This is a genomic window from Paenibacillus sp. HWE-109 (assembly GCF_022163125.1).
Classification (GTDB): Bacteria; Bacillota; Bacilli; order Paenibacillales; family NBRC-103111; genus Paenibacillus_E.
Genome location: NZ_CP091881.1, coordinates 7,011,841 through 7,025,129 on the forward strand (window position 1 = coordinate 7,011,841; position 13,289 = coordinate 7,025,129).

At 46.2% G+C, this 13,289-nt stretch carries 8 protein-coding genes and 1 pseudogene; 4 read left to right on the forward strand and 5 right to left on the reverse strand.

Annotated features, from left to right (window positions below):
- The first annotated feature begins 509 nt into the window (after window positions 1–509).
- The gene (locus LOZ80_RS30045) at window positions 510–1,469 is read left to right on the forward strand and encodes a beta propeller repeat protein (RefSeq protein ID WP_238168043.1); all 960 of its coding nucleotides are present in this window, start codon (window positions 510–512) and stop codon (window positions 1,467–1,469) included.
- Between the two features lie 36 nt (window positions 1,470–1,505).
- Entirely contained in the window at window positions 1,506–1,883 is a 378-nt protein-coding gene (locus tag LOZ80_RS30050; protein ID WP_238168044.1) for a hypothetical protein, read from the forward strand.
- A gap of 106 nt (window positions 1,884–1,989) precedes the next feature.
- Here LOZ80_RS30050 and LOZ80_RS30055 read toward each other — a convergent pair whose 3' ends face one another.
- On the reverse strand, window positions 1,990–5,343 hold the full coding sequence (locus LOZ80_RS30055) for an S-layer homology domain-containing protein (protein ID WP_238168045.1): 3,354 nt from the start codon (window positions 5,341–5,343) through the stop codon (window positions 1,990–1,992).
- A 192-nt stretch (window positions 5,344–5,535) separates the two neighbouring features.
- Here LOZ80_RS30055 and LOZ80_RS39605 point away from each other — a divergent pair.
- A pseudogene (locus LOZ80_RS39605) lies at window positions 5,536–6,626 on the forward strand (winged helix DNA-binding domain-containing protein).
- A 507-nt stretch (window positions 6,627–7,133) separates the two neighbouring features.
- Here the strand turns inward: LOZ80_RS39605 and LOZ80_RS30070 are convergent.
- From LOZ80_RS30070 to LOZ80_RS30085, 4 genes are all read right to left on the reverse strand, one after another.
- Window positions 7,134–7,781, reverse strand: coding sequence for a hypothetical protein (locus LOZ80_RS30070; RefSeq protein ID WP_238168048.1), 648 nt, complete (start codon window positions 7,779–7,781; stop codon window positions 7,134–7,136).
- 62 nt (window positions 7,782–7,843) lie between these two features.
- On the reverse strand, window positions 7,844–9,262 hold the full coding sequence (locus LOZ80_RS30075; RefSeq protein WP_238168049.1) for a sensor histidine kinase: 1,419 nt from the start codon (window positions 9,260–9,262) through the stop codon (window positions 7,844–7,846).
- Entirely contained in the window at window positions 9,256–9,960 is a 705-nt protein-coding gene (locus tag LOZ80_RS30080) for a response regulator transcription factor (RefSeq protein ID WP_238168050.1), read from the reverse strand. Before LOZ80_RS30080 ends, LOZ80_RS30075 begins: the two co-directional genes overlap by 7 nt.
- Before the next feature lie 235 nt (window positions 9,961–10,195).
- Complete coding sequence (locus LOZ80_RS30085) at window positions 10,196–11,857, reverse strand: glutamine--tRNA ligase/YqeY domain fusion protein (RefSeq protein ID WP_238168051.1); 1,662 nt, start codon at window positions 11,855–11,857, stop codon at window positions 10,196–10,198.
- 84 nt (window positions 11,858–11,941) lie between these two features.
- Here LOZ80_RS30085 and LOZ80_RS30090 point away from each other — a divergent pair, with 84 nt between their 5' ends.
- A complete protein-coding gene (locus LOZ80_RS30090; protein WP_238168052.1) occupies window positions 11,942–13,171 on the forward strand; it encodes an aminopeptidase in 1,230 nt (409 codons plus the stop codon).
- Window positions 13,172–13,289 lie beyond the last annotated feature (118 nt).

Here is a 13,289-nt window from a genome sequence, read left to right on the forward strand (position 1 = left end):
ACATACTAATACAATTGTTGGAATTAGATAAACCAGGACATTTTCAATAATTATTAACGATTCATTTCCAATCGGACCGAGTTTGGTATCGACAAGAATTATTAGTAAAAATTCGACTATAAAGTATGTGAATCCCAGTATGAGTCCCCCTAATATAGCTGATGTTACATATACTATTTTCTTTGACATCTCCAGTAATCTCCTTAACTTCATAGGTTGAATTATAATCACTCTGAAATATAAACCTACAGTTTCCATAAAATACTTACTTTTACTTTATTCGATAATTCAAAACAGTTCCATATGAGTTTATATGTTATTCGAACTAGTTGCATTAAGAGATAATATAATGATTCGGACCCGCCAACCAAAATGCATATCCCAAAACACTTTTATCAGCATGTAGATCAACCTTAGAACTTCATAAATTCCATATCATTAAAATTCCCCAAATGTTACATTTATCCAAGAGACTAAAACTCCATATTCCCAAGAAATAAGGTGGCAAGTTGAAAGACACTTTTAATAGAAATGTAATTATTTATACTTCTTCTCTAACACTAGTCATCATTTTAATTCTTTCAGTTGTCCTTATTTATTTTAAATACTCACTGAGTTACTTGGAACCATCTGGTTATGTTGAAGGAAGTTGGGTAGAATTACCGGAGAAACATGGAGAATTTAGATCAATTGCTTTTGGCGCTGGAGTATTTGTTGGGGTAGGATCAGAAGAAATCGCATCATCGCTAGACGGAGAAACATGGACCTACCATTTGACAGACTCTAAAGAAGAAACTCGAATGCTGAATGATATCACTTACGGAAATGGGCGTTTTGTTGCAGTAGGATATCGAGAAATAATAACCTCATTGGATGGTGTTAATTGGTCAAAAATAGAATTAGAAATTAAGAATCCGTTGCAAAGTGTTACTTATGGTAATGGTGTTTTTGTAGCAGTAGGATCTGGAGGATACGGCGCAGTCATGCGATCAAACGATGGACTGATATGGGAGAAATACGAAAGTTATCCCCATTGGGATGTTTGCTATGGCGATGGTTTGTTCGTCGCGGTAGGCGCCTACGAAGCATCCTTTTCGACTGATGGGATCTCGTGGACTAGAGTTACGATTCCTGAAAAATCTGGCGGAGGTTATCTTACTACAGTAGCATACGGTAATGGTCAATTTATCGCAGTAGGGGCAAGAGATGATTTAGGTAGTGTTTTATGGACTTCAACGAATGGATCAACTTGGAGAGCCATATTACAAGTAAAAGACCATATCAGTGATATGACATATGCACACGGTCAATTCTTTCTTGCTGGCATACAATCATTTATATACTCCGAAGACGGACACGCATGGGATAGAAAATTGCTACCACCGGGCCTGAGTCTATCCGGTATTTCTTACGGGATCAACGAACTGGTTGCTTCAAGCTCACACTCAAAAATTTTAATAATTAAATAATATTTTCAGATGTCAAATAAGCAAAGGTGTCAGCTTATGATAGAAGTGTTACTGGGTCTAATTGCATTTATCCTGATAATAGTGAATATAAAATATAAGATGAAAACATCAATACAAATTACAATTACAATAGGAATATTATTACTACTTGTATTTCTATCGTTTTCTTATATCTTTTCTAAAAAACACAACTTATCTTATTGGGACTATCGGGATTATAAGAAACAAGCTTTAAATTATTCAAAAGAATATGACCCCTTACATACCTATGAATTTATCAATATAGTTAATCAAGGATGTACTATTATGATAGGATGTACTATTATTGTGAAACTAGAATCTAGCTCAACTGGAGACACGTTGAATGTATTATTTAACAACGGCAGACTTGTGCAGTTTGCCCGTCCAAAGTGATACAAAATATTATTAATATCTTATCCTTAAATCAGATAGTTAGTGCGTCGAAAAAACTAAAATGCCCATCCCTGCCGAGTGGCAGGGATGGGCATTTGCTTAAAATTTACTCAATAACAACCGTGAAGAATATCTCCTGCAAATTATTTATCTGACCGTTAATTATATATTTCAACCCATAAATCGCATATATATTAGCGCCTATTTTAGGATCAGGTTTGGAAAAATCGATTTTATAGTAGGTTATGCCGTTGATTATGACAAGTTCTCCAGGGACAGGTGTTTGTGAGCCAGCTATTCCAATGCTAGCATTAGAAGTATCTAGCGTCCCCTTCAAGTTACTTCCATAAGGGATGGAATCACTGTCCTTCAATACGAGTAATAAATAGTCAACATTGATCCCTTTAGAAATTACAAAACGATTCTCTGATAATGGTGTCTTAACAAGTTCACTATACACCTGATCTGTTACTGAGTAGGTCTTCCCCCCAGCAACCTGCAGCGACATGGACACTTCAAAATTAATTGCTGTTGGATCGGAACAGCCCATATCGTTGCATGCTTTAACAGCAAATGTATAGCGACCTGGCTCTAATTTATCAACCGTGTATTGGGAATATAATGGGCTGCCGACTTCTTTGTCATTCAGATAAACTTTATAAGTGATTTTATTCCCCATGTCTACCCAGTAAGGAGTCCATAAGATAAACTTGACCGCTGAGCCAAGCTGTATAGTTTGCAGTCCGGTTACTGATCTTGGCTTCGTATGCAATAAAAGTGTTGCAGCTACATACGATTCTCCTGATGCAATGCTAAAATTGCCTGTTGCAGCGGTAGAATATCCTGGAAAAGTCGCCTTAACAGAATAAGTAACGCCTGGTGAAACATTTTGGAATACATATAATCCGGAAGCATCCGTTTGAACTTTCTGATTTGTTCCTACTAACTCAACCGTAGCATTGGAAATCCCTTTGATCCCATTTTCCGTCATTTCATAAATCAAACCGCCGACTGCCCCCGGAACTTGTACACCTGGCAATGGAATACTAGGTACAGGATAAGCATCGGTTGGACACGTAGTCGAAGTACATCTATTCTCTACGCTTCCCACAAATGATAGGTGGGCATTAACTTGTTTATAAGTTACATTATACTTCGTGCCACTTGTTTGAGCGCTTACTGTTAATAACGCAAACTTATTAAGTTGCGGGTATTGCGATACTGCCTGAACTTGTAAATTGTTATCAAACTGATAATCTGCTGTTTTGGAATTAATAATCGGTTGGTCAAATTCCACTAACACCAAATCTCCACGTAAACTTCTCATGTTGACAATTTTGGAGTCGTGCTGCTTGACTGTAATGATGAATGTTTTAGTAGCACTAAAAGACATCTTATAAAAGGTTACTTTTAATTCTACTGTAGCATCTCCTGCGCCAGAAGCTGGCCTGTTGAGGGGAGCCCATGAAGAAACGAGATCTGACCGATCGGACTGCCAGACAGCTGTAACTCCTGTTCCATCCATTTTGGGAAAAGTAATGGTTTTGGTAACCGATGATGCAGAGTCACCCGCTTGGAACTGCAGTTGGTATTGGCTTATTTGATTACTAAAATCAATAACAGAACTTTTGATAGTTTGATAGTTTGGTAGATTTGGAAAATCAGCATCAACAGCACCGTACTTTCTCGCAACGGCTACTGCCTTGTCGGCTGCATCAATTTTAATTAAATGTGCAGATAGTTCTAGACTGTAGACAGCTGCCTCATTGATCGCCTGATTGGCAAGCTTTTTCGAATCCACTTGTACTTGTCCATCGACTTCTAAGTTAGGATTGCCTTTGGGAAGATTCCAGACAGCTTCCGGATCCCCTTTAACTGTAAGGAGCGTATCCGTCGTAATTGCTTTTAAGTTAGTCCCCGCTCCGAGTTGGAGTTGCGTACCTGTTAATCCACTTTTCAACTTTAAGGATTTGATCACCGTTGGAAGTGCATTGCCTACGCTTGGAGGATCAATCTGAATCGTCGTATCCGGCGCCTCCACAGTGATTTCCCCGTCAATATTCCCTCTAAATCGAACTTCTTTTCCCGTTGCCGCGGAAAGAATCCTGATTTTTCCCAGAGTTCCATCCAAAGTGGAGGATTCTAGGACAGCCTGAGAACTCACTTCCGTATCTGCGACGACAGTCCCGCCTAAGACAACAACACGTACAACTTGATTTCCGTTATTTACAGCATTTACTCTAAGTAAATGAACACGCGTATTCGATAATTTAATCGAGCTTGTAGCCCCGGAACGAATCTCTAAATTTTGCACAGTAATGTTAGTAAGTGTAACTTCACCGGTTGGACCCGGATCGACGGTTAGATTTTCAACAGTTGTTGCACCGCTCGTTGGACCATATGTACCAGAAGCACTAATGGTAATCGAAGTTAATGCCTTACCGCTGGCTAGCTGCTGCGCCACTGTAGGAACTGCAGGTGCTCCGCCACCGCCACCGCCACCGCCGCCAAAGAATGCGGCTTCTACGCCAATCAAAACTTGATCTACGGCTACTCCCTTATAAGAAAGCTTGTAGGAGGTATCCTTTTTCTGAGCGGAGGTTGTTAAAACAACAATGGATTTGCTGCCTGTTTTAAAAGCAATGTCCACTACTTTTAGATCCTGATCAAAAGCAAATTCCTCTTTGGAAATTGTCGCCAACTCGGACGAAAATGTCACTTCTACGCTCGTGTTGTTTACGACTGACACCGATTTAATCGGAGACGGGTGCTGGGCTGCAGCCAATTGCTTCGCTTTATCTACATACTGAGAGGCATGCTGCGTAAATTCATAGGCTAATCTTGCCAAAGCTTGGCGCTCAGCGTTATCTTTGGGATTAAACCGGCTGCTCCCATTCCCATCATCTGAGCCGCTGATAAAGCCGATCTGGGAAGCGAGGGCGACATGCCCCTGTGCCCATTCAGCAATTTGCTCTTTGTCAGCAAAAGCGGCGGATGCCGTTAATTGACTGGCGGCTTTCTCCAATCCAAAAGCACGAATAAAGAACACAACCAGTTCTTCACGCGTCACGTTAGCATCTGGTGCAAACGTCGTAGGCGATGTTCCCTGTGTGATGCCAGAAGCGACCAGGGCTCCGACATAGCCGCGATACCAGCTAGATGTATCTACATCACTATAAGACTCTGCTTTCGCAGCATCTTCTTTCAAACCTAAGGAAAGAACAAGAATTTTGGCCAGTTCTGCTCTCGTGATCGCTTTACGCGGTTGAAAGCTGCCATCTGCGTAGCCCGAAATAATGCCTTTGGCTACAAGCAAATCAATCTCTGTTTTTGCGTAGGAATCCAGCGTATCACTAAGATTCGTTTGTTCAGCTGCTGAAGCAGATACGGGGACAATGAGGCTAAACATCATTGTCAAAATAAGTAGAAAAACGGTCCATCGAGTTTTACGTATTTTCATTGCCATTCCCCCTGATGAGTATAAAGAACTAGTAAACTAGGTAATTATACTAGATTTTAAAGGTCATCGTAGGAGTATAAAGGAAATTTTATAATTCCTTTATTACTGCAGTTTCTTCAACCCTGACAGATAGTTGTCAGGGTTCACATACTATACTGAACTTACTACTCCCCATCAAAGGATCGTGTTCCCATGACAACTACTTTAAGCACACTAGCGCTTAACCGAGCCCTGCTCGCTCGGCAACTGCTCTTAACCCGCTCGGACCTGCCCGTTCGCGCAGCGGTCGAGCATCTGGTCGGGCTGCAGGCCCAGGCTCCTAACCCACCCTACGTGGCGTTGTGGACTCGGCTGCAGCACTTCCGGCATGAGGCGTTGTCGCAGCTCCTCATGGATCGCAGCGTTGTGCGCATCGCTCTCATGCGCTCAACGATCCACCTCGTCACGGCAGACGACTGCGTGACGCTGCGCCCGCTCCTGCAGCCGGTGCAGGAGCGCGGCTTGAAGGGCACGTTCGGCAAGAAACTCGCCGAACTGGATCTGGATGCGCTCGCCGCTGCCGGGCGAGCGCTCCTGGACCAGCAGCCGCTCACCTTCAGTGAGCTCGGCAAGCGCATGCAAGCCCTGTGGCCGCAAAGCGACGCCACAGCCTTATCGCAAGCGGTGCGCTGCCGCTTGTTCAGGTGCCGCCGCGCGGCATCTGGGGCAGCAGCGGTCAGGCCGCCCACACCACGGCGGAGGCTTGGCTAGGCCGCCCGCTCGCCGAAGGCCCAGACCTGGCCGCCATGCTGCTGCGCTACTTGGCGGCCTTCGGACCTGCATCCGTCAAGGATATGCAGGTCTGGTGCGGGCTTACCCGGCTGCGCGAGATCATCGAGCAGCTGCGCCCGAACTTGCTCACCTTCCGCGACGAGCAAGGTCAAGAACTGTTCGACCTCCCGGACGCCCCGCGGCCGGATCCTACAACCCCAGCTCCGCCACGCTTTCTGTCGGAGTTCGACAATATGCTCCTGTCTTTCGAAGATCGCACGCGCATTCTTGCAGATGAAGATAAGCCTCTGGTCTTCACTGAGAATGGCATCATTCGCGCCACACTGCTGGTTGATGGATTTGTTTGCGGTATTTGGTCGGCTGCACAGAAGCACCAAACAGCCACCTTGACCATTAAGCTATTTCGGCCCATAGCGGAAGAACAACTGGCGGCTATCCAGACCGAAGCTGCCCAGCTGTTTGATTTCATCGCACCCGATGCCCAAACAAGGGACATTCGCATCTCATACTAAGGAAAACTTAGCCTGCGGCTAGGTCATCCAGTCCATGCACCTTGAGGCAAACCCAAACCCCTTAACGAACTCAATACCCCTTATTCGGTCAAAATCGCTCATTCTGAAATTCTAATGAATCCCTGATGCCCTATTTGAAGCTAATGATCACCTTTCCGCCTACAATTTGCTCGATAGCGTTAATCCAGTTCATTATTGCGCCAAAGTAGCCATTTTCAGGTCTATAAGGATCCTACAGTTCATTAGATGCCCTCTGAGACCGAAAACCCCTAAAGCGCAGCCTGAGGTGGACGTCAGTAAATAAGGGGAAAGCTTCGCTCACCCCAAACCCAAAAACATATAGATTCTGTGAGAAAACCTCTATCGAGGCCATTCAAAGATGAGCGACCGCGTTTAGATGTAGGTTTTATCGCCAAATAGAAAGACATTTTCGGGAACCGTATACTTTCTATTGTAGAAAAAAAAACAAACCCCGAGATCACCCTCGAGGTTTGTTTCCGAATCGTATTATTTCTGTGCTTTCTTCTCCCACTTCGCTTTCAAGGCACTCTCAACTTCAGCAAATACTTGCGCTGTCGTTTTGCCGTCCGTGGAGATGCCCAGCTTAGCTGCTTTCTTATTCACAGCTGTTGTTTGCTTAGCTTCCTTGCCAGCCTTTAACGCTGCACGAATTTCTTTACCTGTCAAACCATCAGTTGCAATGCCCGCTTTGACCGCTTTGTCTTTCAGCTTCGTTAAACCCGCTGCTTTCAGCCCTGCCTTAATATCTTTGTTGGCTTTGCCTTCCGTGCTGACTCCAAGCTTCGCTGCCTTCTCTTGCAGCTTTGCTTCGGCCGCGTCCTTGATGGCAGCTTTTAATTGCTCCGCCGTTTTGCCCTCCGTGCTGATCCCAAGCTTCGCAGCTGCTTTGTTCAAATGCTCCGTCTTTTGAGTCGCAAGCGCAGCTTTGATCTCGGTTTTGATTTGCTCATTTGTTTTGCCTTCTGTTGCTATGCCCAGCGCTTGCGCCTTATCTTGCAGCAGCTGTTTCAGAGGATGTGATGTACTTGTTGTCGCAGCTGTCTTGCTTCCTTGTGCGTTTTCCGCAAAGGCCGCTACCGGAACGGATAAAACAATTGCACCCAACAATGCTATACTTGTTAACTTTTTCAACATAAGTATCACGCCTCGATTCGTTTCGTCTATGTTTACCTTACGAACCCTATCTTACTGGATAGTTATGTCATAAGTTTGTCATGCGGCGAAACATTCGCAGCGGGTAGAAAAATTTTAAAAACAGTCCCCGCCTGCAGCTTGGACTCCACTCTTATCGACCCGCCGTGCGCTTTAATTATATGCTTAGAGATCGTTAAACCGAGACCAGCACCCGATATGTTGCGGCTTTCATCCGCTTTATAAAAGCGATCGAACAGATGCGGCAGCTTCTCCGGCGCAATACCGGGACCGTTGTCCCAAACCTCGATCCAACGCTCGTTTTTGGTCTTTTTCACGCGAATCCCGGCTTGGGCTCCTTGATCAATATGGTTGATGGCATTATCCAGCAAATTAATGAACACCTGCCGCAGTCGATCCGCATCAGCCATGATCATGTAAGGTTCATCAGCCTGGGCATGCAGTTCGATGTCTTTTCCCTTCGCCTTCATCTTGAGCTGCGTAACGACAAGCCCGATAACTTCCGTGACGTCCATTGCTTGCAGATTCAGCTTCACCTGCTTCTCCTCAAAAGAAGACAGGTCCATCAGATCATCCACCAAACTGCTCAATCGCAGTGTTTCTTGCAGGGAAACTTCGATGAATTCCTTCGCGTCCTCCGGTTCCACTACCCCATCAGTGATTCCTTGCAAAGAAGCGCGAATCGTTGTCAACGGTGTTCGCAGTTCGTGGGAGATTTCCGAGAGAAATCGTTTGCGCCCTGCTTCCACCTTCTGCAGCTTACCGGCCATCCGATTCAGAGAGCCCGATAACGAGGCGATTTCGTCCTTGCCTCTGACAGGAACCCTCCCGCTGAAGTCCCCCAAAGCCAAGGCTTCCGCAGTTTTACTCATCAGCTGAATCGGCTTCACGAAATGTCTGGAAACAAAATACAACACCGCTATCGCCAACAAAGCAACGGATATCGCAGTTATTAAAATCGCCTGATTGATTCCATTAATAGTCCCTTGAATGCTAACAATTGGCGTATATAAGAAAATGCCTCCGATCACGCTGCTATCCTGAACAACAGGACGTCCAACGATAAGCATTTTGATCGCATTATTTTGCGAAAAATTGCTCCGCACCGTCACCTGATTACCCGCCAGCACTTTATCCACCCATTCCTTGCGCGCAGGGGTTTCGCCGACGGATTGAACTTTGTCCAAATTCACTTTGGGATGCTTAATTACCGCAACACGGACGTTGGATGATCGCTCAATAGCACTGATTTGCTTCCGGAAATCTTTCAACAGCGTCGAACCATCGAGCAACCCTTTGGCCAGCTCATCGACTTGCTCCACCTTTTCCAGCAAAAGCTTCTCGCTGCGGTCATATGTCTGCTGATTCATGGTATAGCCAATTGTTCCGGAAATCGCCAGAATGGATACAATTGTGATCGACATATAAACAAATAACAACTTTCTATAAAAGGAGTTCAGCATCCGTCAGGTCCCTCGAACTTATAGCCTACGCCCCAGACGGTGCGGATCGCCCAGTCATCTTTGCGCTCTGTGAGGGCAGACAGTTTCTGCCGCAAGCGTTTGATATACAAGTCGACGACCCGATCCTCGCCTTCGAAGTCCCAGCCCCAGATCTTCGCGATGAGATCTTCGCGCGTGAACACTTGATTCGGATTGCGCATGAAAAATAGCAGCAGCTCATACTCCTTCTTAGGCAAAGCTACGGACTGCCCTTCAACGGTCACTTCGTGAGACAGCACATCCACGCGCAAGCTTCCGACTTCATAGATGTGTGATGGCGCGGCTGCTTCCGTCCTAAGCTGTGTTCGGCGAAGAATCGTAGTGACGCGTGCCACTAATTCATTCGGGTCAAAAGGTTTCACCAAGTAATCGTCGGCGCCCATTTGCAAACCCTCGATCCGCTCGTCTACGTGACCTCTTGCCGTCAGCATCAGAATGGGCACATCGCTTTTCGCCCGAATCATCTGGCAGACCGACCAACCATCCCGTTTGGGCAGCATAATATCAAGAACGATGAAGTCCGGACCCAATTGCCCGAACTGCGTTAACGCCTGCTCGCCATCATGGGCCGTAACCACGAGATAGCCACTCTTCTCCAAATACAGCTTCGTAATCCGGCAAATATTAAGGTCATCATCTACGACCAGAACGGTATTCATGCAGGCGGCACTCTCCTCAGCAACGTGTGTCTATATATGCTACATGACTTCGCGTCATGCGGCTTGTTTTCGTCCTTCTCTACACAAATAGTACAGGAATTTGAATTTGAAGAATAGCTTAACTTCTCACTCTGCCTGTTCTCAGCCATCCACCTATTATTCTCTCCAAAGCAGAAGAGGCTGCCTCGCAGTCAAGTTCGACTGTTGAGACAACCTCATCGGGATGATTTCCTGCTTATACTTCAAACGAGCTTTTCAGAGAGACAATCAAGTTGAACACCAGTTGCTCACTTGTTGTGTGTTTGGGATCGACGTTGAAATAGCCATGGCGGAAAAATTGGAATTTATCCAGCGGCTTCGCTTGCTTCATGTTGTCTTCGACGAAACCTTTGACGATTTGCAAAGAGTTCGGGTTCAGGTTCTCTAGGAACGTAGCATTCTCGTCCTCCGAGTCGTCCAGAATCAGTGGTTCGTACAAGCGGAACTCCGCAGGTACGGCGCTTTTCGCGTCAATCCAGTGGATCGTTCCTTTCACTTTACGGCCTGTGAAGCCGCTGCCGCTCTTCGTTTCCACGTCATATGTGCAGTGAAGCTCAACGACCTTACCGTTCTCATCCTTCACGAAGTCATTGCATTTAATGAAATAAGCATGTTTCAAGCGCACTTCGTTACCGGGAAATAAGCGGAAATATTTGTTCGGCGGATTTTCCATGAAGTCGTCTTGCTCGATATAGATCTCGCGGGAGAACGGAATTTGGCGATTGCCCATTTCCGGATTCTCGGAGTTGTTCTCGGCTTCCAGCATCTCCACTTGATCCTCGGGATAGTTGGTGATGACTACTTTCAGCGGGTTCAGCACGCCCATGGTGCGCAGCGCCTTTAATTTCAGATCCTCGCGGATAAAATGGTCCAGCATCTTCGCGTCCACCGTGCTGTTGCTGCGGGCAACGCCGATTTCGCGGGCGAAATTACGAATCGCTTCCGGCGTGAAGCCTCTGCGGCGCAAGCCGGAGATGGTCGGCATCCGCGGATCGTCCCAACCGTCAACGGCTTTCTCATCAACGAGTTGTTTGAGTTTTCTTTTGCTCATCACGGTATTCGTCAGGTTCAGACGGGCAAATTCGTATTGTCTAGGGACATTCGGCATCTCGCACTCGCGGATAACCCAGTCGTAGAATGGACGTTGATCCTCGAATTCCAGTGTACAAATGGAGTGCGTAACGCCCTCAATCGCATCCTCAAGCGGATGGGCGAAAGCGTACATCGGATAGATGCACCAGGCATCGCCTGTATTATGATGGTGAGCATGCACGACACGATACAGAATCGGATCGCGGAAGTTGATATTCGGTGAAGACATATCGATCTTGGCCCGAAGGACCCGCTCGCCGTCTTTGAATTCTCCCGCACGCATGCGTTCGAACAAAGCAAGATTCTCTTCTACGGAGCGATCACGGTGAGGACTGTTGGAGCCTGGTTGCGTTAGTGTTCCACGCGTTTCACGAATTTGATCGGCTGTTTGGTCATCCACGTATGCCAAACCTTTGCGAACCAACACAACCGCGCGTCTGTACATCTCCTCAAAATAATCCGAAGCAAAGAACAATCCGTCCCATTGGAAACCTAGCCACGCTACATCTGCTTTGATGGATTCTACATATTCCGTATCTTCCTTAACTGGATTCGTGTCATCGAAGCGCAAGTTCGTCAGACCTTTAAATTCATCGGCAAGTTCAAAGTTAAGACAAATCGATTTGGCATGCCCTATATGAAGGTAACCGTTCGGCTCCGGGGGAAATCGGGTAACGATCTGGCTGACTTTGCCTGTTTTCAAATCTTCGTTTACAATGTTCTTAATGAAATTGGATGGAGTGCTTGTTACGCTCTTCGTTTCCATATTCCGCCAGCCTTTCTCCCACAGGTTAAAGTTTTATTTTCTATCATACACTAAATCTTAGTAAAATATAAAGGAGCCGGTCAGATGGAGACATTCGAGCATTATTTAGACAAATATGCAGAACTCGCAATACGAGTAGGATTAAATGTTCAAAAAGATCAAACGGTCGTTATCATGACCCCCATCGCCTGCGCCGATTTCGTGCGAAAACTCACCAAAAAGGCGTATGACGCCGGTGCCAAAGATGTCGTAATCGACTGGGATGACGATGAGGTCAAGGCTCTGCGGATGAAGCATGCACCTGAATCCACTCTCCGGGAATACCCGATGTGGCGGGCGAATGGCATGGAAGAAATGGCTAAGGAAGGCGCAGCCTTTTTACAAATCTATGCCCCTAATTCTGATTTGCTCAAAGATGTTGATCAAGAGCGTGTCGCCATCTCCAGCAAAACGACGGCCACTGCGCGTGAGGGATTCTTGAAGTATTTGCGCAGCAACCAGGTCAACTGGCTGATGGTTTCCTACCCGACAGCGGAATGGTCCGCCAAGGTGTTCCCCGAATTGAACGAACAGGAGCGCATCATCAAGCTCTGGGAACAAATTTTCAAACTGACTCGCGTTGATAAAGCAGATCCGGTAGCCGCTTGGAATGAGCATATTGCTTTGCTGACGGCGAAACAAGATATGTTGAATACGAAGAGGTTCAAGCAGCTGCATTTCAAAGGCGAAGGAACCGATTTATACATCGAATTGGCTCCCAAGCATCTGTGGGTGGCTGCAGGAAGCGAGTCCAAAGAGGGAACTTTCTTCATCCCCAACATTCCGACCGAAGAAGTTTTCACGATGCCTGCTCGGAACGGCACGAACGGAACGGTCCGCAGTACATTGCCGCTAAGCTACCAAGGTTCGTTAATCGACGGCTTTACCTTGACATTCGAGAACGGCCGCGTGATCGAAGCGACTGCCGAGGTCGGGCAGGAAGTGCTGAACAAGATGCTGGATATGGATGAAGGCGCCCGTTATTTAGGCGAAGTGGCCCTTGTGCCGGATGATTCCCCGATCTCGAATTCCGGGCTGATTTATTACAACACCTTGTTCGACGAGAATGCTTCCTGCCACATCGCTCTTGGCAACTCCTACCCATTCACCATTGAGGGCGGAACTACGATGAGCGCGGAGGAATTGGCTGCGAACGGCTACAACAAAAGCCTCATCCACGTTGACTTCATGATCGGCTCTGCCGATATGGAGATCGACGGCCTCTATGAAGATGGAACGCATGAACCTTTGTTCCGTAAGGGCAACTGGGTGTAAGCTGCCTTGTAATCTACCTATAGAACCTCCAATTACTACTTGCAGAAGTGGGGTTGGAGGTTTATTTACAATATTTGACGCGCTATGTTAGTATGATATATATTACAAAATCCATTTG